Below are 20,923 nucleotides of genomic sequence, written 5' to 3'. Positions count from 1 at the left end.
GTTGAGAAGCTCAACTTTCGACTGCGCTCAAGGTGACGCTTCCTTGGACGGATACAAAAATAAGAGAACAAAAAAAGAGGTTTTAAATGAATAAAACCTCTTTTCAGAATTTATATGATATGAGCTTATCCTAAAGCTACTCTTTCAAATCCTACTACTTCAAGGTCTCCGTTTACAGATTTAACGTAATCTGCAACGCTTTGCTTGTTGTCTTTGATATACGCCTGGTGTACCAAAGTGTTGTCTTTGAAGAAACGCTGAAGTTTTCCTTGAGCGATCTTGTCTAACATGTTTTCTGGCTTACCTTCTTCTCTTAAAGTATCCTTAGCGATCTCGATCTCTTTATCGATAGTAGCCTGGTCTACACCAGATTCATCAAGAGCTACAGGGTTCATAGCAGCAGCCTGCATAGAAACGTTTTTCGCAGCTTCTTCAGCTCCGTCTACGTTCTTAGAAAGACCTGTAAGAACAGCGATCTTGTTACCAGCGTGGATGTAAGATCCTACAAATGGAGCTTCCAAAGTTTTGAATGCACCTATCTCGATCTTCTCACCAATAACTCCTGTTTGCTCAGTAAGTTTTTCTTCAACAGTGATCCCGTTGTAGTCAGCTTTCAATAACTCTTCTTTAGTTGAGTAGTTAAGAGCCATATCAGCGAAATCATTAGCTAATTTGATGAAGTCATCATTCTTTGCTACGAAGTCTGTCTCACAGTTTAGAGAGATGATCACACCTTTAGAGTTGTCACCATTAACCTGAGCGATAGCAGCACCTTCAGAAGAATCTCTGTCGGCTCTCTTAGCAGCAACTTTCTGACCTTTTTTACGTAGCAATTCGATTGCAGCGTCAAAGTCACCATCAGCTTCTACTAATGCTTTCTTACAGTCCATCATTCCTGCACCAGTAGCTTTTCTTAATTTATTTACTTCAGCGGCGGTTATCTTAGCCATAATATTGTCTTTTATTTAAAAAAAGTCGTTTAGAAACTCACTGTAAAGAAAGAAACTAAACGACTTTTAGATTTTATGAAAACGTTATTTTATTCTTCTTCGTTAGACGATTTAGCTTTATCTAAAGTTTCACTCTTAGATTCAAGCTTTACATCTTTCTTAGCTTCTTTCATTGCCTTTTTGTCTTCGGCATCTTTAGAAGGAACTTCAGCTTTCTCCTTTTTTGCTTTTGGAGCTTTATCTGACTTCTCTTCTTTTGAAGCTTTTTCTTCTTTCTTCTTAGAAGACTTTTCAGATTTTCTTTCAGAAAGACCTTCTACGATAGAATCTGCAACGTAAGAAACAACTTTGCTAATGGATTTAGAAGCATCGTCGTTAGATGGAATTAGATAATCAACCTCACGTGGATCGGAGTTGGTATCTACCATCGCAAAAATTGGAATGTTTAGTTTTTGTGCTTCTTTAATCGCGATGTGCTCACGTGTAGTATCTACAACGAAAAGCGCAGCTGGAAGTCTAGACATGTCTGCGATAGAACCTAAGTTCTTTTCTAGCTTAGCTCTAAGACGATCTACCTGAAGACGCTCTTTTTTAGAAAGAGAGTTGAAAGTTCCGTCTTTCTTCATTCTATCGATAGAAGCCATTTTCTTAACAGCTTTACGAATAGTAACGAAGTTTGTAAGCATACCACCAGGCCAACGCTCAGTGATATAAGGCATGTTTGCCTTTTCAGCCTGTTCAGCAACGATCTCTTTCGCTTGTTTCTTTGTAGCTACGAAAAGGATCTTTCTTCCGCTTGCTGCGATCTTTGCAAGAGCATCACCTGCTTCCTGCATTTTAGCAGCACTTTTATATAAGTTGATGATGTGGATCCCGTTACGTTCCATATAGATATATGGAGCCATGTTTGGATTCCAACGTCTGGTTAAGTGTCCAAAATGAACACCAGCATCAAGTAATTCTTTTACTTCTACTTTGTTTGCCATTTTTGTAATAGTTTACGTTCTGTTGAGATAGCAACATTCAGGTGGCTACTTTTAAGTACGGCCCTGACTGTTTAGATGCTAAACTAACTTCTGCCCGGCATGAACAGAATAACAACAAAAAATTAATTTTTTTATGAACTCCCCGGAAAATATCCCGGTAATAAGATTAACGTTTAGAGAACTGGAATTTCTTACGGGCTTTCTTCTGACCGTATTTCTTACGTTCTACCATACGTGGATCTCTAGTTAGAAGACCTTCTGGCTTAAGAGCAGCGTGGTTTTCTTCGTCTAGCGCTACCATAGCTCTGGAAAGTGCAAGACGGATCGCTTCAGCCTGTCCAGTGATACCACCACCGTATACGTTAATTTTAACGTCGAAGTTTCCTTCGTTCTCGGTAAGCATCATTGGCTGGTTTACTTTATATAAAAGGGTACCAGTTGTGAAGTAATCTTTAAGGTCTTTCTTGTTTACGGTAATGTTTCCTTTTCCTTCTGAAACATATACACGGGCCACAGCAGTTTTTCTACGGCCAATTTTGTGAATTACCTCCATTACTTAACGTCGTTTAAGTTAATAGTTTTAGGTTTTTGAGCTTCGTGATCGTGTTCTGATCCCACATAAACCTTTAAATTTCTGAATAGGTCTGCTCCAAGTTTGTTCTTAGGAAGCATTCCTTTAATTGCCTTTTCGACAAGTCTCTCCGGACCTTTTTCGAATAATTCGGCAGCTGTTAGACTTTTCTGTCCACCCGGGAAGCCTGTGTGACGGATGTATTCTTTCGCGTCCCATTTCTTTCCTGTTAAGTTGATTCCCTGCGCATTCAATACAATAACATTGTCTCCGCAATCAACATGTGGGGTGAAGTTAGGCTTGTGCTTTCCTCTAAGTAGGTATGCTACTTTTGAAGCAAGACGACCTAAATTTTGTCCGTCAGCATCTACCACAACCCATTCTTTGGTTCTGGTGGCTTTGTTAGCCGATACTGTTTTGTAACTTAATGTGTCCACACCAATTGATTTTACTAATTATTAAACATTCCAATCCCATTTACCCGAATCTCAATCGGGAAAACAGGGGTGCAAATGTACAATTATAAATTCTAATAGCAAATAGCGAAAAGATTATTTTATTTGCTTTGAAGGGTCTGATATTCAGTCAAATCTACTTAAGAACTTTTTCTCCTCAAAATCATATTACAGAAAATGCTTCCTGCTGGCAAAATATGGTACAGGCATTCGTTGAATAGGCTATTTCAGGAAGATAAAATGCGTTAAAATTCGATTAAAGGCAATAATGGTGTTAAAAAAGTCATAAAATTCCTTCGTGTTACTTAGTTTTGTGTTGAATTTTAATGCCCCCGAAAATGACTAATCTATTTAAAACAAAAGTTTTAGCCGGCTTTTGCTTGCTATCTCTGTCCTTTTTAAGTTGTAGTAAGGAAGAAGTTTCCCTGGATTCACAATTAAAAGTAAGTGACGCGACCGCGGTGACAAAAAACGATATGCTGGGTCACTGGGATCTATCTGCGATGGTATCTGATACTGCAGTTGATCTAAACGACGATAATACTTATAGTAAGAATCTTTTAAATGAGACTGTATGTTTTAACACTATGAGTATAACATTTAATGAAGATGGAACGTTTATAAGTAATAATGCTCAAATGACTTTTGAAGCGGGAACTTCAAAAAATCAGTTTTCATGTTTGTCTGATAGAATGGACAATGGAAATTGGGAAGTGAGAAATGATAGTTTGATTTTAACTCTGGATATTAATTCTTCTACCTATACCCATAAGAAGCATATAAATCTCGAGACAAATAAGTTCTCGTTCGATGTTACAAAGATAGAATCAAATCAATATGTGAATGATCCGGGAAATACCCAGGCGTCACCGATAAGAATTTTAGAACTTGAGTATACTAAATCATAGTATACCTTTTCTAATTGTAGTTTTAGTGTTAGTTGGAAAAACCTCACAGTTATCAGGCTGTGAGGTTTTTTGCTTCTATAATGATTTAATTTAGATCTACTCCGCTCGTAGTGAAAGAAAGGCCTTGCTGTCCCGAGGTCGAGATCATGACCCCTTCAAATAAAGGTTTGGAAGTGTTGTTTTTAATAGCCCATTCGAATATGAAATTCGCGCCGGTTCCTCCTTCTGTATCTGTTTCATCTACCACTATCTCCACTGTTTCTAATGGAGCGATATAAATGGGGTGATTAAAATAGCTGCGAATCGCTTCGCCTTCCGTATTAAAATATTCCGCTTTTTTGATAAAGATCGTATCCCTGGAATTCATATTTCTCATACTCACGGTAGAGGTGAGTTTATGAGTTTTATGTTCGCTCTGGCTGTATATTTCTGAATAGACCGATAAATAAGTTTTGCCCTGTTGCAAAGAATCTAAAAGGTTGATCTTAGCTTCTCTGGTCTCCCAGTTCACGGGGTCGTAGGAGCTTATCGTTTTTTCATCTTTGCAGGATGTAAAAAGACCAATAAGCAGAAAAAGCAAAAATCCCTTCTTCATTGCGTTCTTTTTAATGTGCTTCCAGCCAGTTTTCGCCAACACCAAGATCTACATCTAACGGAACTTCCAGTTTGTAAGCGTTCTCCATTTCAGATTTTATCATTTTCTGAACTTTTTCCAGTTCATCTTTATGAGCATCAAAAACCAGTTCATCATGTACCTGAAGCAACATCTTTGTTTTGTAATTTTCTTCTTTCAGTTTTTTATGAATATTGATCATGGCGAGCTTGATAATATCTGCCGCACTTCCCTGGATAGGTGCATTTACCGCGTTACGTTCAGCAGCTCCACGAACTACCTGGTTTCTGGAGTTGATATCCTTTAAATATCTTCTTCTTCCTAAAACCGTTGAAACATAACCATGCTCCCTCGCGAATTCTACCTGGTCTGCAATGAAATTGCTAAGTTTTGGATAGGTCTTATAATAAGTGTCTATTAATTCCTTGGCTTCGCTCCTGGAAAGTGAGGTCTGGTTGCTTAATCCAAAGGCGGAAACTCCATAGATGATCCCGAAATTCACCGTTTTCGCATTACTTCTTTGTTCCCTGGTAACTTCTTCCAGAGGCACATTAAAAACTTTTGCCGCCGTGGAAGCGTGAATATCTTCACCATTCTTAAAAGCCTGGATCATATTATCCTCTTCACTCAGAGCCGCAATGATTCTAAGTTCTATCTGCGAGTAATCGGCAGCAAGTAATACGTAATTTTCGTCCCTTGGTACAAATGCTTTCCTAACCTGTCTTCCTCTTTCTGTTCTAATTGGAATATTCTGAAGGTTTGGATTATTTGAACTTAACCTGCCTGTGGCAGCAGTGGTTTGTACATAATCTGTATGTACTCTTCCCGTAGTTTTCTCTACCTGGTTTGGTAAAGCATCCACATAGGTGTTCTGTAGTTTTACTAGACCGCGATAATCAAGTACATGCCTAACAATATCATGCTCGTCTGCCAGAACAGAAAGTACATCTTCGCTGGTTGAATACTGTCCTGTCTTGGTTTTCTTCGGTTTTTTAGAAAGTTCCAGTTTTTCAAAAAGGATAACTCCTAATTGTTTTGGAGAGCTAATAAGGAATTCTTCTCCTGCCTCCTCGTAAATTTTAGCTTCAAGATCTTTGATGTCTGAAGCTAGTGCTTCAGATAGAGACTTCAGGTATTTTTCATCCAGCCTGATGCCCTCCAGCTCCATATCTGCCAGCACCTGAACTAATGGAATTTCGATCTCATTAAAAAGTTTTCTGGTTTCGGCTTCATCCAGCTCTTTTTCAAAAAGCTTTTTTAGCTGAAAAGTGATATCGGCATCTTCTGAAGCGTATTCAGTTTGTTTGTCCAAGGCAACATCTCTCATATTACCCTGATTTTTTCCTTTTTTACCGATCAATTCTGAAATTGGCTGCGGAGAGTAATTCAGGTAGGTTTCGGCAAGTACATCCATATTATGACGCATATCCGGATTTATCAGGTAATGCGCGATCATAGTATCAAATAGAGGACCCGCTACTTCAATATTATATTTATCCAGAACCTCGATGTCATATTTAAGGTTCTGACCTATCTTTTCGATCTTATCATTTTCGAAAAACTCTCTTAGTTCTTCGATGAGCTTTTGAGCCTCTTCTTTCTCTTCAGGGAACGGCAGGTAGAATCCTTTTCCTGCTTCCCATGAAAATGCGATTCCCACCAGTTGAGCTTCCAGCGGATTCAGGCTGGTTGTTTCGGTATCAAAGCAAGCGCTTTTTTGCTTCAGAAGTCTCTCGATAAAAAGTTTCCTGGCCATATCTGTAGTGATGGCCTGGTAAAAATGTGGAGTGTCTGCCAGGTTTGTTCTGGAAGAAGTTCGTTCTATTTCTTCACCGTCACCACCAAATAAAGAGAATTGTCCAGCACCGGCAGTCGCCTGCGCGTTTTTCTTAGCTGAAGGTGAATTGGTAACCTGGGTTTGCGGAGTGTCTTCCTCTCCGCTAAAAAGTTTGATGAACTGATCTTTTAATCTTCTGAACTCAAGTTCGTCAAAGATCTCCTGTACTTTTTCAGCATCGGGCATTGAAAGTTCGTAATCTTCAGCATGGAACTTAACATCGCAGTCGACAAAAATGGTAGCTAGTTTTTTGGAAAGTCGGCCCAGTTCAGCATTCTCTATGACCTTTTCCTTCATCTTTCCTTTAAGTTGATCTGTATTATCCAGTAAGCCTTCGAGGCTTCCGAATTGCTTGATGAATTTCTTGGCGGTCTTTTCACCAACTCCCGGTAGTCCCGGAATATTATCTGCGGCGTCTCCCATCATTCCAAGAAAATCTATCACCTGCTCCGGTCTTTCCACTTCAAATTTCTTCTGAACTTCTGGAATTCCCCAGATCTCAATACCATTACCCATTCTTGCAGGACGATACATAAATATGTTTTCGGAAACCAGCTGAGCAAAATCTTTATCTGGAGTGACCATATAAACTTTATAGTTCTCCTTTTCGGCCTGCTTGGCCAGGGTGCCTATAATATCATCGGCTTCCATACCTTCCTGTACCACTACCGGAATATGCATCGCTCTCAAAATATCCTGGATGATCGGGATCGCTTCACGAATAGGTTCCGGAGTTTCATCCCGGTGGGCCTTGTATTCTTCATACATTTCAGTCCTTGCTTCGCTTCCTCCCTTGTCAAAACATACGGCCAGGTGATCTGGTTTTTCACGTCTTATCACATCAAAGAGTGAATTAGTGAATCCCATGATCGCGGAAGTATTGAATCCCTTGGAATTGATCCTTGGATTCTTGATAAAAGCGTAATATCCGCGGAAAATTAAAGCGTAAGCGTCTAGTAAAAAAAGGCGTTTCTGATCGGCCATCTGAAATGTTTAAATATAAAATTGAGAATGTTTCAAAACTACAAAGATATTAGCACTCTTCCTTGCAAACAATGAACAATAAGCAAATAACAATCCATTTACTTTATGCATTTCAATCGGCTTCGACTGCGCTCAGCCTGACATGTGAAATTCGAGTATTGAACCAGGAATTTCGAATTCAATGAATGATGATCATTATTTCATTCGAGGAAAGGATGTGAAAAATACTACTCTTCCATATAGGAAAGGCTCAAATTATTAGTGCTTTCGCCATTATGGAACTTCGCATAACTGAATCCTTTATGTATGCAATAAGATCCAATTTCGCCTTGCTTATTCATGGCTACATAAGCAACCTGGAAATCCTTATGATTTGGTGCTTTTCGCACAGTTCTCATCACCGCCTCTTCACAGGCTTCCTGCGGAGATTTTCCCTGTCGCATTAATTCCACGATCAAAAAACTACCCACGCTTTTCATAATGGCTTCTCCCATCCCGGTGCCAACAGCTCCGCCTACTTCGTTGTCCAGGAATAATCCTGCGCCGATGATCGGGGAATCTCCCACGCGACCATTCATTTTATAAGAAAGTCCCGAGGTAGTGCAGGCTCCCGCGATATCTCCATTTTCATCGAGACACAACATCCCGATGGTATCATGGTTTTCAATATTGATAATAGGTTTGTATTCTTTATGCTCCAGCCATTCTTTCCATGCTTTTTCTGAATCTTCTGTGAGCAGGTTCTTTCTTTGAAAGCCTTGCTGAATGGCAAATTGCAATGCGCCTTCCCCGGCAAGCATCACATGTGGAGTTTCTTCCATCACTTTCCTGGCAACTGATACCGGGTGAGCGATCTCTTTTAGGTAAACTACCGAACCAGCATTTCCTTCCGGAGACATAATGCAGGCGTCCAGGGTGACATTACCATCACGGTCTGGTGCTCCGCCATCTCCAACAGTGGTATTCTTTAGGTTTGCTTCTTCTACCATGACGCCTTTTTCCACGGCATCTAAAGCTGAAGCACCATTTTCGAGCATTTTTCCGGCCATTTTAGTGGCATTCTGAAAATTCCAGGTCGCTACCGCTACCGGATAACTTTTATTCATCTTTAATTCGTTTAATATTGGTTGGGAGAACAGGGAAGGAGTAGCGCTTAAGGCTGCTCCGGCTATACCTGTATTAATTATAAAATTTCTACGCTTCATTACCGGGTTTTTATGGTAAACTAAGTCTTGATGTAAATATATTAAAAGCCTCGATAAAGGCTTAATAATGATAAGTCGCACTTATGGTAATAGCATTTGAACAGTCGTTAAGCGATTGAAAATTTTATATGAGTCTTAAGTCATACTTTTAAAATCTTTGATTGAGGTTGATTCATGTTAATATAATCTTAATTTCACGACCTTAATATCATATTTATGTTCGCCTCAGAAACCTGGTCACTATACGTTACTATTCTCCTTGTGGTCTATGCCATGGTAATTCTCTTTTTTGTGATAAGAGGGAATCTCAAAACCAAGAATATAGATGATTTCGCTATTGGGAGTAGTGGATTTCCTGCCTGGGCGGTAGGTTTATCACTGGCGGCATCCATGACCAGTGCGGCAACTTTTATTATAAATCCAGGGTTTATCGCGTTATACGGTTTCTCAGGATTAATCTCATTTGGTATCGTGATGCCTATAGCGATCTTTGCGTCCCTTATATTTTTTACAAAATCTTTCCAGAAATATGGTTCAACTGTGAAAGCCTTGACCATGGCGCAATGGATAGGGAAGCGTTACGATTCAAAAGGGCTCACTATTTTCTTTGCCATTCTTTCGTTATTGCTCATCACTTTTATTGTTCTTATCTGTGTAGGTCTAACCCAGATCATTTCTAAATCTCTTAACCTGGAACCTTTCTATGTCCTCATGGGCTTGATCACTTTTGTGTTTGGGTATACAATGTTTGGTGGGGCTAATTCGATGGTTTACACCAATACAGTTCAGGCGATCATCATGTTTGTGGTTGCGATCATTTTATTGATGTCTGGATCTGAATATTTCTCGAATGGGTTTGATGGCTTTGTTAGCTTGCTGAATGAAATAGATCCTAATCTTACTAAAACTACGAATCCGGAAAGTTTTCTGTTCAGGGATTATTTTGAAATTATCATCTGCCAGATCATTATCGGGATTGCTATTGTTTGTCAGCCACATATTATTACTAAAACGCTTTTTCTAAGAAGTGAAAAGGCGATCAATGAATATCTTACTGTAGCAATAATTTGTATGAGTTTTTTCTTCCTGGTAGTGGTGGTTGGCTTATATGCGAGGATCACTTTTCCAGATCTCAGTCTTGACGGCACAGCTTTGAAAATGGATGAATTGGTTTCTGCCTACGTAGTAAAAACATTTTCTGCCGGGGTGGGGGTGATCATTGTAGCGGGATTGATCTCTGCGGGATTATCTACTCTGGAAGCATTAATTCAGTCGCTTTCAACGACTATTACTACAGATCTTATTGCGCCGTTGAGTAAGAATGAAAATTTCAACCAGGTAGGCCTGAATAAGATCGTGATCATATTGCTAGCGATAGTAAGTTTCTTTTTGAGCTACGACCAGATCGTAGATCCTAATGTGAGCGTGGCTATTTTTGCCCAGAATGGGGTATACGCCTATTTCGCGGCCGCTTTTGTGCCGGTGTTGTTTGGTATTTATTTCAAGAAGGTGAGTAAGAATGCGGTTTTTATCGCGAGTTTTTCAGCGGTGGCGATCCATTTTATTATTTACTATGGCAGGATAACTCACTATATGCAGGAGCCGGTGAACAATCCAGGCGTATCTGCGGCCATAGCCGTTGTGGCATCTTTTGTTATTGGTAATTCTCTATATTTAGTAAGTAGAAAGAAAGCATGAATTATTTCGATTGGATAGGAAAATGGTCAGATTACACCCCCGATAAAAAGGCGGTGGCATCGGTCGATTCCGGGAAGGTCTATACATATAAAGAGTTGAATCTGCTCTCCCTGAAACTAGAGGCTTATCTCAAAAAGGAATATTCTATTGAAAAAGGAGATCGTATTGCCGTGCTGGCGGCACATTCTCCAGAGTATCTGATTCTATTTATCGCGGCGCAAAGAATGGGCGCGATCCTGGTTCCATTGAATTATCGTTCTACGGTTTCAGAAATGGCCTATTGCGTTCAGGATGTTGAGCCGGAATTATTGATCTTCGAAGATGATTTTCAGCTGAAGCAACAGGATCTAAAGAACGAGGTTTTCTTTAATGAGGTTTCCCTGGAAGCACTTTTTGAAGAATCTTCAGCAGTGAAAATTGAGCAAAAGCTTACCGAAATAGATCCCGAACAGGCAGTTTTCATTTTCTATACTTCGGGAACCACCGGGAAACCAAAAGGTGTGCTTTATACAAACCGCATGCTTTTCTGGAATAGTTTGAATACCTCGGTTCAATTGGAGATCACCTCGGCAGATTTTACCCTGAATGCCTTGCCGCCCTATCATACCTCAGGATGGAATGTGCTGCTTTTACCAATGTTGCATCGCGGGGCTAGGGTGGATTTTCTGAAATCTTTTAAACCTAAAAAGGTTCTTTACTATATTCAGAAGAATTCTATCAGTCTCTTTTTAGCCATTCCTACCATGCTCAGGATGATGGTTAAGCATCCTGCTTTCAAGGATTTTAAAGCACCAGCATTAAAATATATTGTAGTTGGGGGGGAAGATCTTTCTATCCCGTTAATTGATAAATGGGCTGAAAAAGGCATCCTGCTCAGGCAGGGTTATGGTCTTACCGAAGCCGGGCCCTGTATCACTTCCCTGCATCATCATGATGCCATTTGGAAAAAGGGATCGATAGGGAAGCCTAATTTTTATGTGGACCATAAGATCGTTGATGAAGATGGGAAAGAAGTCGGTGCCAATGAACACGGTGAACTATGCTTAAGAGGCGCTATCGTTACCCCGGGCTACTGGAACAATTCGGCCTATACCCTGGAAAAGATAAGGGATGACTGGTTTTACACCGGGGATATGGTAAGGATGGATGCCGAAGGTTTTATGTATATGGTAGGCCGGAAGAATCAATTGTTTATTTCCGGGGGTGAGAATATTTATCCGCTAGAAATCGAGAATGCGATTCTAAAAAATAATTTCGCGAAAGAAGCTGCGGTCATTGGTGTAGAAGATGAGGACTGGGGAGAAGTGGGAGTAGCATTTTTGCAGGGTAATATACAGGATCTTACCGAAGATGGGCTCACCGAAAAACTAAAGCATCATTTGACCTCTTATAAAGTTCCGAGACATTTTGTTTTCCTGAATTCCCTGCCTAAATCTGGAATTGGGAAAATAGACCGGAAAAAATTAAAAGAAATGTTTAAGCTTATTCAATATGAAAAAAAGGATATTATTTAGTCTTTTCAGCCTGGTCTTAACCTCCCTAGCCGCACAAGAAAAGATAAGTGAAACAGTAACCTACCATCTGCCTGTGAAAACCATTAAATTAAATTCTGAAACGATTGCATATGCCGATGAAGGTAGTGGAGAAGAGACCCTTCTTTTTGTTCATGGTCTTTCCAGTAATCTGGATTCATGGAAGAAAAATATAGCCGGGTTAAGTTCAGATTATCGATGTATCGCTATAGATCTTCCCGGGTATGGGAAATCATCCCGCAGCAAGACCGATTACAGCCTTTCAGAATATGCCGGCATATTAAATGAAATCGTAGAGAAGATGGATCTTAAAAATGTTGTTCTGGCAGGTCATTCCATGGGTGGGCAGATTGCCATGCATTCAGTTTTAAAATATCCGGAAACCTATAAAAAACTGGTCCTAATCGCGCCCGCGGGCATCGAGACCTTCACCGCTCAGGAAGCTACCATTATGAAAGCCTCATATACACCGGCGATGCTGGTGGGAGCTTCAGATGAACAGGTTCTGGCTAATTACAAGATGAATTTCTATTCTTTCCCCGAAGATGCCCAGGCCATGGTAGATGATCGTATCGCTATGAAATCTGCGGAAGATTTTCAGGATTATGCAGAAACCGTGGTAAATAACATACATGCCATGCTGGAGGAGCCGGTGATCGACGAAATCGGCAAAATTGAAATTCCGGTTTTAATGATCTTCGGGAAGAACGATATGCTCATTCCTAACAAGTATTTTCATCCTTCTGAAAGTATAGCTAGTCTCGTTAAGACTTCCGAAGAAAAATTCAATAATATTGCAGTGAAAACCATCGATGAAGCGGGGCACTTTGTTAATTTTGAACAATCTGAAAAAGTAAATAAAGAGATCAGGGATTTTCTTGAATAATGAAATCTAAACTTAAAATATTCACCGATTTTTCTGAAGGCGTATTGCCCCATGAGGCAGCCTACCTGCAAAAGGAGAATAGAATAAGGGACGATGAAAAGGAAGAGATTTTAAATAAGGTTTGCCGTAATGCCGAGCGTTTTTTTTCTTCAGAAGATTTTGATGAAAATATTGACAAACGTAAGTATGCCTACATCAAAAAATGGATCTCCAAAAAGCTGAAAAAGGCAGATGTGGACGCTCACCTTGAGTACCTGAGCCATATCGAAAAACAGATCCTTACCGATACCATTTCCTCTCCCGAAGAAAAGGAGCTGCTGGAATTTATTAGCGTATATGGTCATACCTCTTTTTATTTTCAGAAATTCTATGAGCTGGTAAGAGAATACCAGGACTATTTGCTAGTGAGGTTTAGATACCAGGATTGTGAAGTAACCGGTGAATTTCTCAGAGAAAATGAGAAATATTACCTGAAGTCATTAAAGGTGAAAGATGAGATCTTTCATGCTACCAAGGATCTTATCAGGCAGTATACCTCTCAAAAGATCAATACCAAGCACTGGGAATCGAAACTTCTGGAGTATTTATATGACGATGAACTCGATGGTCGAAATAAATACCACGCTTTTATAAGGCTGGTTTTCTTGTATTTCAACTACAAGGAGTATGAAAAAGCTAAAGAAATGTTCGATTATATCGATGAATGTTTCAAGAACGGTTTAATGTACTCCCGCCGCGTGCTATTCAACTATTATGCAAATCGGGTGATCCTGCATTCCAACCTTAATGATCTGGACCAGGCTGAATATTATGCGCATTTATCGGTGAAGCAGGATAATAGTGATAAACTCTTTTACCTGAATAACCTGGTAGCAATCCTGCTGAAAAAGGATAAGAATAAAGAGGCTCTTGATCTGCTTACCGAAAACTATAAACTTTTTAAGGCATCATTTAATCATCATCAGAAATTAGGCTTCGCCACGCATTATGTGCGTACGCTGGTTAGAAATAAAAGGATCGCCATTGCTGAAACCTTTGCCAGGAACTTTCTTCATGAGAACCGAAAGTATGTTTTTGAGCATCGCTGGAGTCGATTCTTTTCTAACTATTTAATGCTGCTTACTACGGCTGAAAAGCCTGTTGAGGTGATAAAGGTTACCAATAAGTACAATTTGCTGGAGAGAGAAGCTGAGGTCATGGGGCGTGAAAACTTTATTCCGAAGATCCACTGGTATTATCATCTGGCCAATTATCTCAACGGGCAGTATTCTGAAGATAAACTTTTCGAGCAGCTTATCCAGAGCATAGAATCTGCTTCCCAGCTGGATTCAGAAGGATTCATCGCCTTAGATGATTTCATAGATAGACTTGCTTTTACCCAGCCGGGGTTCTTTTCAAAATTAAAGTCACACTTTAGCGACAAGTCTCTAATTTACTAGGGTAAAAGTTCTCTTTGAGGCTAAATTCCGCCTAAGAAACCATTGGTCATACTTCACAATCTTATCCTCGGGTGTCGATTGGTGCAACCTCTTGTTAAATTCGTCTTAAAATAATTTAAAACATCTTTTATGAAGATCAAACTTTTCACCATGATGAGCTTACTGTTTGGGGTATTTGCGTACGCTCAGACGGGAAGTATTAGCGGAACTATAACCGATGCCGCTACCGGGGAACCTTTACTAGGAACCAATATAATTGTAAGAGGGACCAATACCGGGGCTACAACCAACGAAAGTGGATATTATAAACTTGAGCTTGATCCCGATAATTATACTATCGAAGTATTTTTTATAGGGTATGAGACCGTTACCAGAGATATTGCCATACAAGCTGGTGAGGATATGAAAATGGATTTTAGCCTGGAACCTTCAGCATCTGTAATGGATGAGGTGGTAGTTTCAGCAAATAGAAGACCACAAAAAATAACGAGGGCTCCGGCTACGGTAAACGTGATCAGCGCTCAGCAGATAGCAGATTTTCCTGGTCCAAATCCAGGTGAACTTGCCGCGAGACAAAAAGGGGTTGACTTCGTAAGAACAGGGGTTCAGGGAACCGGGATCAACATTCGTGGATTTAACTCTGCCTTTAACTCCAAAAACCTTCAGGTGGAAGACGGCAGGATATCTTCATTAGTAGCCACAGGGCTTCCTTTAGGCTCATTTACTACGATCACTAAAGAGGATATCGAAAGAGTTGAGATCATTTTAGGACCTAACGCAGCTCTTTATGGGCCAAACGCTCATAACGGACTTGTAAACACATTAACAAAAGATCCTCGTACTTCTGAAGGTTTAGACCTTGTATTAGGTGCTGGTAACCAGAAGCAATTCACTGCTCGTGGCCGTTATGCCATGGAAGTGAATGATAATCTTGCTTTTAAAGTTTGGGGAGAAAGAACCCAGGGAGAAGAATTCGATTATGTGGATTCTGTATATGTAGGAACTACTGCATATGACGAATTAGAACTTGACAGAGATTTTTCTACTACAAAATATGGTGCAGCGGTATACTACGGTTTAGATGAAACCAGTGACCTTATCGCATCTTACGGACATAGTAATAACTCGAATCTTGGAGTTACCAATGCTGGTAGAAACCAGATCAAGGATTGGTCTATAGACTACCTTCAGTTAAAATATGTGTCTCCTCATTTCTATGGAAACCTTTACCATACCTGGAGTAAGACAGATGATACTTACGCGATCAACCAGCGTACACAGAACTATGTTTCTTTTATAAATAATGGATTTACTGAAGCTGAAGCTTTGGAAAGATCTTTTACTGAACAGTGGTTCCCAATCGAAGGTATCCCGAATGGTGGGATTAGCCTCCCTAGAGGATCTGTATTTAAAGATGCTTCTAAAAGACTGAATGCTGAAGCTCAGTACAACAACAATTTCGGGAATTTAACCTATGTGATTGGAGCGCAATATCAGCAGGATAATGCCGATTCTAAAGGAACTTATCTTTTGGATGAAGGAGGGATCAAAATAGACCAGGTTGGTGTTTATGGACAATTGGAATATACTTTCGAAGATGCCGGTTTAGACCTTCTTTTTGTTGGTAGATATGATGATCATGAATTATATGGAGGAAACTTCATTCCTAAAGCTGCGATCGTAAAGAATTTCGATTTTGGTAGTTTCAGACTTACTTATGGAAAAGGGATCGCCGCTCCATCTATTCTTAACCTAAGCGGAAACCTTTTTGGAGGTCTTGTATTAGGTAACGGGGAAGGATTCACCCTTCAAGACGGAACAGAAATTCCTGAACTGCAAGTGGAAACTATCAAGTCCTGGGAAGTTGGATATAAAGGAAAGTTATTTGGAGAAAAGACTTTCTTCGAAGCGAATGCTTACTACAATATGTCTGAAGACTTCCTGAGCCCTTTGATCAATATTTCTGCGACCTCTCCGGTGGCCAGAAGAGGTGATACTCCAATAGGGGATTTAATTCCTGGTTCAGATGGATCTTTTGTGCTTACCTATCTTAACTTCGGTAAGGTTGATACTTACGGAGCAGATCTTGGGATCAATTACTTCATCAACGACCAGAACAGGCTTTCTTTCAACTACTCATATTTTGGATACGATATAGACAAAAATGATCCTGCCAATGACGGGAACAGAGATGGTTTGGTATTAGATACAGACCTTCCTTTGAATACTCCTGAAAATAAATTCGGAATCGGATATTACTACACAGGACCAAAATTCTTCGGTTCACTTTACGGAAGATATGTGCAGGAATATGATTTCTTTTCAGGGATCAATATCGCTGCAGAAACTCAGGATCTTAATGGAGATGGGGTAGATGATGTGATCGAAAATGCCAGAAATGGTAGAACCTGGAACTATGGGCCGTTAGGAGGATTCTTCAATCTTGATCTGAATGTAGGATATAAATTCAATGAGAACTGGACCGTGGGAGCTTCTGTAACCAACCTGTTTGATTCTGAAGTAAGACAGTTCGTAGCTTCTCCAGAGATCGGAAGATTGTTCTTGGTTGAGCTAAAATATCACCTGCCAATAGGAAAGAATTAAGAATCAAATCCTGTTAGACAGATGATCAGGAAAAAAGATTTAAAGAACGGGATTAGCCTGGAATATCTTGACCGGGGAGAAGGAGAAGTAATTCTTCTTCTCCATGGGTTAGGATCTACCAAAGCTGATTGGGATCTGCAAGTGGAGCCTTTTTCTAAGGAGTTCCGGATCATAGCTCCAGACTTGAGAGGGCATGGGAATTCTTCCAAGCCTGAAGGAAAAGAGGCTTACGGGGTTTCCAAATGTGCCGAGGATATGAAACATCTCCTCGATGAACTGGGAATATCAAAATGTATGCTCGTAGGTTTTTCTATGGGAGGAGCCGTTGCTTTCGAAATGGCTGTAAAGTATAGATCGCTTATCTCGAAATTGGTCATCGTAAATACTGCGCCAGATTTTAATGCGCTAGGCCAAATGGGAGAGCAGATGATCAAAGAGCGTACAGAATTATTGCGGACCAAGGGAATGAACGCCATGGCAGAAAAAGTTGCTGAAGGCATGTTTCCGGAAGAAGAACAAAAGCATCTCCGCGATGCGTTCTATGAAAGAGCCAGTCTCAACGACCTGGAGGCATATTATAATTCCTTCATTACCCTGATGGATTGGGGGATCGGAGAGAAAGTAAAAACAATAGACGTTCCAGCGCTGGTGGTGGCTTCAGATCTGGATTACACCCCGGTGGAATTAAAGGAATCTTATACGTCGAAAATGAAAAATGCCAGGCTGGAAGTGATCAAAAACTCCCGTCACGGGGTTACCATGGATCAGCCGGAGCAATTTAATGAAGAACTTTTAAAATTTTTTAGATCATGAGTAGAGTTGCATTGATCACGGGTAGCACCAGTGGAATAGGAAAATCTATCGCCGTGGCATTTGCCCGGAACGGTTATGATATCATGTTCCATGGGCTGGAAAAGAATGGGCCTGAGATCGCCGAAAAGATAGGAATAGAAAATTCGGTGAAAACAGCCTTCTCTAACGCGAATTTAAAAGATCAGGAAGCCATCAATCAATTGATCGCTAAAACCCTGAAAGAATTCGGAAAGATAGATGTGTTGATCAATAATGCCGGGATACAGTATGTTTCTAAAGTAGAAGAATTTCCGCTGGAGAAATGGAACGATATCATTGCGATCAACCTCTCTTCGGTATTTGTAGCCTCAAGGGCAGTATGGCCGTCCATGAAAAAGAACGGTTTTGGAAGGATCATTAATATTTCATCGGTGCATGGTTTAAGGGCATCAGAATATAAATCTGCTTACGTCTCGGCTAAGCATGGGGTTATTGGTCTTACCAAAGTTCTGGGACTGGAAGGAGCAGGGGGTAATATTACCTGCAATGCGATTTGTCCCGGTTACGTAAAAACTCCTTTGGTAGAAGGACAGATAAAAGATCAGGCAAAAGCTCATAACCTTTCCGAAGAAGAAGTAGTAAGACAGGTCATGTTAAAGAAACAGGCCGTTAAGGAATTCATTCCGGAGAAGAAGATTGCCGAACTGGCATTGTTTCTAGCGAAGGAAGATTCTTCAGCGATCACCGGATCGGCCTATGTGCTGGACGGTGGCTGGAGCGCACAGTAAATTTTATAGTTTGGTTTGGAAGACATAGGCGGGGTAAATAATTTATCCTGCCTATTTCGTTATTAGTTAAAATGAATTAAAAACCTACGCTTCAAACGGGATTCACAATATCTTCGTAAAAAATTGTTTTAATGCGTTGGTTAATTCTTGCAGCGATCTATCTTATCGTTGATCTTTATGCTTACCAGGTCTTACGGGTCTTTTCAAAGAACATCTGGGTTGGAATGCTCTACTTCATCATTTCGGCTATAGTCATTGCAAACTTATTCTATCAATTCAATCAGCCGGCACCAAATGATGGATTTGGAGGCGGCAGAGGTTATGCGATTGGTATTTTCCTGGCCTTTTTTGTGGGGAAAATTGTTCTTTCGTTAGTGATGCTGGGAGAAGATGTGGTTCGATTGCCAATTGCCGGGATTCAGAAATTCTTTGGCCCTTCTGAAAGTTTTGATATGCCTTCCCGCAGAAAGTTCATTAGCACCATCGCCATTGGTCTTGCCGCAATTCCTTTTGCAGGTTTGCTCTACGGAATGTATAAGGGTCGATATAACTTCAGGGTCTTAAAATATACCCTCTATTTCGAAGATCTTCCCGAAGCTTTCGATGGCTACCGAATAAGCCAGATCAGTGATGTGCATAGCGGTAGTTTCGATAATAAAAATAAGATACAATATGGTGTTGATCTGCTGAAAGAGCAGGGGAGCGACCTGGTGGTTTTTACGGGTGATCTTGTGAATAATAAGGCTTCAGAAATGGACAACTGGAAAGAGCTGTTTTCAGAAATAAAGGCGCCAGATGGTGTTTATTCCATCTTAGGAAACCATGATTATGGTGATTATCATAACTGGGAAAGTCAGGAGGCGAAAATTCAGAATCTTGAAAACCTGAAAAAGACACATGCCGAAATGGGCTGGAACCTGATGCTCAATGAGAATCGATTCATTGAAAAAGACGGTCAGAAAATAGCTCTGGTAGGCGTGGAGAACTGGGGAGCCGGAGGCTTCAAAAAAGCAGGTGATCTTGAAAAGGCCGGAGAAGGTGTAAAAGAGAATGATTTCAAGATCCTGTTGAGCCATGACCCTTCGCACTGGGAACAGGAGGTGAAAACGCATCCTAAGAAGTATCATTTGACCATGAGCGGACATACGCATGGAATGCAGTTTGGCATCGAGATCCCGGGTTGGTTTAAATGGAGTCCTGTGCAGTACCGTTATAAACACTGGGCAGGAATATATGAGGAGGCCGGTCGTTATATTAATGTGAATCGCGGATTCGGATTTTTAGCCTATCCTGGACGGGTTGGCATCTGGCCCGAGATTAGTGTCATAGAACTGAAAAGAGGTTCGAAACCCGCATAATTACAAGAATTTCCTATATTTGATTAAAGCTGGCATAAGTGGTAGTTGCCATGAGCTAAAAATAAATCCTGAATTATGTCAAAATTTGGTGAATTAGTAGACTTAAATATCCCGGTACTATTAGATTTCTATACCGAATGGAATGATGCCTCTGTAGCGATGCATCCGGTGCTTAGAGACGTCGCGGCGGCAATGGGAGATAAGGCGAAAGTTATTAAAATAGATGTGGACAAAAACTCCCAGTTGGCTGAAGCCCTGCGTGTAAAAGGTCTGCCAACCTTAATGATCTACAAGTCTGGAGAGATGAAGTGGAGGCATAGCGGAGAACAGGATGCCAATACGCTCATAGGTCTGCTTAAAGAACACCTTTAAGACTTCTGAATTCCAATCCTTTTTCTTTGTAGTGATCCAGTATCTGCGGAAGGATTACCTTTAAGTTTTTAAACGCTTTTTTGCTGTCATGGAGAACGATAGTGCTTCCTGGCGTTGCGTTTTCGATTACATTTTCAAGGCATTCCTCACCTGAAAATTCACGATCGTAATCACCACTTATTACATCCCACATTACAATTTTATAGCCCTGCTCTTTTAAGGATTTTGCCTGTGAATTTTTGATTTTCCCATAAGGCGGACGAAAAAGGGAATAGTTCGGGGTTTGTAGTTTAGAGTTGTTAGTTTTAAGTTGCTTGCCGGTTTCAGTCATGATCTTTTCCGCCAGCTGAGTGTTCTCTAAATATTCTGATTCAGAAGTTTTCCAGCCGTTGAGGTGATTGAAAGTATGGTTGCCAATACCATGTCCTTCCTCGATAATTCTTCGGAAAATATCTGGGTGTTTTTTCACATTGTCGCCTATACAGAAGAAGGTGGCTTTAGCTTCATGTTTGCCAAGCAGGTCTAAAACCCAAGGCGTAGCTTCCTGCACCGGGCCATCGTCAAAAGTTAGGTAGATGCCTTTATCGTCCTCGATGTGCGTGAGTCTTTCCGGGAACAAAAGCTTAAGAAAAGATGGATATTTTGCACGGAAGAGTTTCATTTCTAATGTTCTGTATTATCTGTTGGCCGTTCTGGGTATATAGTATAATAATTTCATTATTTCAACTTCTCATCTTTGAATTCACCTGTCATCGCGAGTGCAACGAAGCGATCTCAACTTTAAGGTAAGTTTTTTTATCGTTGACCTAATTCAGAGATTAGCGATTTCTTAGGATTTTCTCTGTTGAAAATTTGGTGATTCTCCGCTGCATGAATCTAAATCAGCCTTCAACCCTTCGACAAGCTCAGGGCGCTCAGGCTGATATTCATCATAATAATTAATAA

18 protein-coding genes are annotated in these 20,923 nt (G+C 40.4%); 10 read left to right on the top strand and 8 right to left on the bottom strand.

Annotated features, from left to right (window positions below):
* Positions 1-125: 125 nt before the first annotated feature.
* The 4 genes from tsf to rplM form a co-directional block, all read right to left on the bottom strand.
* Complete coding sequence (gene tsf, locus C8P64_RS02540) at positions 126-950, bottom strand: translation elongation factor Ts (protein WP_108170481.1); 825 nt, start codon at positions 948-950, stop codon at positions 126-128.
* Positions 951-1,039: 89 nt separating this feature from the next.
* Complete coding sequence (gene rpsB, locus C8P64_RS02535) at positions 1,040-1,936, bottom strand: 30S ribosomal protein S2 (protein ID WP_108170480.1); 897 nt, start codon at positions 1,934-1,936, stop codon at positions 1,040-1,042.
* Positions 1,937-2,102: 166 nt separating this feature from the next.
* Positions 2,103-2,489: a 30S ribosomal protein S9 gene (rpsI, locus tag C8P64_RS02530; RefSeq protein WP_108170479.1), complete on the bottom strand. Its 387-nt coding sequence runs from the start codon at positions 2,487-2,489 to the stop codon at positions 2,103-2,105.
* On the bottom strand, positions 2,489-2,944 hold the full coding sequence (rplM, locus tag C8P64_RS02525; RefSeq protein WP_108170478.1) for a 50S ribosomal protein L13: 456 nt from the start codon (positions 2,942-2,944) through the stop codon (positions 2,489-2,491). Before rplM ends, rpsI begins: the two co-directional genes overlap by 1 nt.
* A 356-nt stretch (positions 2,945-3,300) precedes the next feature.
* Here rplM and C8P64_RS02520 point away from each other — a divergent pair, with 356 nt between their 5' ends.
* Positions 3,301-3,870: a DUF5004 domain-containing protein gene (locus tag C8P64_RS02520; protein ID WP_170106620.1), complete on the top strand. Its 570-nt coding sequence runs from the start codon at positions 3,301-3,303 to the stop codon at positions 3,868-3,870.
* Between the two features lie 85 nt (positions 3,871-3,955).
* Here the strand turns inward: C8P64_RS02520 and C8P64_RS02515 are convergent, their stop codons facing one another.
* The 3 genes from C8P64_RS02515 to C8P64_RS02505 all read right to left on the bottom strand — a co-directional run bounded on the left by C8P64_RS02515 (position 3,956) and on the right by C8P64_RS02505 (position 8,509).
* The gene (locus C8P64_RS02515; protein ID WP_108170476.1) at positions 3,956-4,465 is read right to left on the bottom strand and encodes a DUF3124 domain-containing protein; all 510 of its coding nucleotides are present in this window, start codon (positions 4,463-4,465) and stop codon (positions 3,956-3,958) included.
* 10 nt (positions 4,466-4,475) lie between these two features.
* Positions 4,476-7,304: a DNA polymerase I gene (polA, locus tag C8P64_RS02510; protein WP_108170475.1), complete on the bottom strand. Its 2,829-nt coding sequence runs from the start codon at positions 7,302-7,304 to the stop codon at positions 4,476-4,478.
* Positions 7,305-7,531: 227 nt separating this feature from the next.
* A complete protein-coding gene (locus C8P64_RS02505) occupies positions 7,532-8,509 on the bottom strand; it encodes an isoaspartyl peptidase/L-asparaginase family protein (RefSeq protein ID WP_108170474.1) in 978 nt (325 codons plus the stop codon).
* Between the two features lie 216 nt (positions 8,510-8,725).
* On the opposite strand from C8P64_RS02505, the gene C8P64_RS02500 reads away from it, so the two are divergent.
* The 9 genes from C8P64_RS02500 (at position 8,726) to C8P64_RS02460 (ending at position 19,978) form a co-directional block, all read left to right on the top strand.
* The gene (locus C8P64_RS02500; RefSeq protein WP_108170473.1) at positions 8,726-10,207 is read left to right on the top strand and encodes a sodium/pantothenate symporter; all 1,482 of its coding nucleotides are present in this window, start codon (positions 8,726-8,728) and stop codon (positions 10,205-10,207) included.
* Positions 10,204-11,721 (top strand): class I adenylate-forming enzyme family protein, encoded by a 1,518-nt coding sequence (locus C8P64_RS02495; RefSeq protein WP_108170472.1) that lies wholly within the window; start codon positions 10,204-10,206, stop codon positions 11,719-11,721. Before C8P64_RS02500 ends, C8P64_RS02495 begins: the two co-directional genes overlap by 4 nt.
* Positions 11,699-12,625, top strand: coding sequence for an alpha/beta fold hydrolase (locus C8P64_RS02490; RefSeq protein WP_108170471.1), 927 nt, complete (start codon positions 11,699-11,701; stop codon positions 12,623-12,625). The genes C8P64_RS02495 and C8P64_RS02490 overlap by 23 nt, the downstream gene beginning before the upstream one ends.
* On the top strand, positions 12,625-14,064 hold the full coding sequence (locus C8P64_RS02485; RefSeq protein ID WP_108170470.1) for a tetratricopeptide repeat protein: 1,440 nt from the start codon (positions 12,625-12,627) through the stop codon (positions 14,062-14,064). The genes C8P64_RS02490 and C8P64_RS02485 overlap by 1 nt, the downstream gene beginning before the upstream one ends.
* A gap of 129 nt (positions 14,065-14,193) precedes the next feature.
* Positions 14,194-16,668 (top strand): TonB-dependent receptor, encoded by a 2,475-nt coding sequence (locus tag C8P64_RS02480; RefSeq protein ID WP_108170469.1) that lies wholly within the window; start codon positions 14,194-14,196, stop codon positions 16,666-16,668.
* 21 nt (positions 16,669-16,689) lie between these two features.
* Positions 16,690-17,481 carry an alpha/beta fold hydrolase gene (locus C8P64_RS02475; protein WP_108170468.1) on the top strand — a complete coding sequence of 264 codons (792 nt, stop codon included), beginning with the start codon at positions 16,690-16,692 and terminating at the stop codon, positions 17,479-17,481.
* Entirely contained in the window at positions 17,478-18,248 is a 771-nt protein-coding gene (locus C8P64_RS02470; protein ID WP_108170467.1) for a 3-hydroxybutyrate dehydrogenase, read from the top strand. The genes C8P64_RS02475 and C8P64_RS02470 overlap by 4 nt, the downstream gene beginning before the upstream one ends.
* A 131-nt stretch (positions 18,249-18,379) precedes the next feature.
* A complete protein-coding gene (locus C8P64_RS02465; RefSeq protein WP_108170466.1) occupies positions 18,380-19,606 on the top strand; it encodes a metallophosphoesterase in 1,227 nt (408 codons plus the stop codon).
* A gap of 75 nt (positions 19,607-19,681) precedes the next feature.
* On the top strand, positions 19,682-19,978 hold the full coding sequence (locus C8P64_RS02460) for a thioredoxin family protein (protein ID WP_108170465.1): 297 nt from the start codon (positions 19,682-19,684) through the stop codon (positions 19,976-19,978).
* On the opposite strand, the gene C8P64_RS02455 is transcribed toward C8P64_RS02460, so the two are convergent.
* A complete protein-coding gene (locus tag C8P64_RS02455; RefSeq protein WP_108170464.1) occupies positions 19,962-20,639 on the bottom strand; it encodes a polysaccharide deacetylase family protein in 678 nt (225 codons plus the stop codon). The genes C8P64_RS02460 and C8P64_RS02455 overlap by 17 nt on opposite strands.
* Positions 20,640-20,923: the final 284 nt, after the last annotated feature.

This window comes from Christiangramia gaetbulicola (assembly GCF_003054225.1).
Taxonomy (GTDB): Bacteria; Bacteroidota; Bacteroidia; order Flavobacteriales; family Flavobacteriaceae; genus Christiangramia; species Christiangramia gaetbulicola.
Note: the sequence above shows the minus strand (reverse complement) of the source record. Positions and strands in the feature narration are given on the sequence as shown.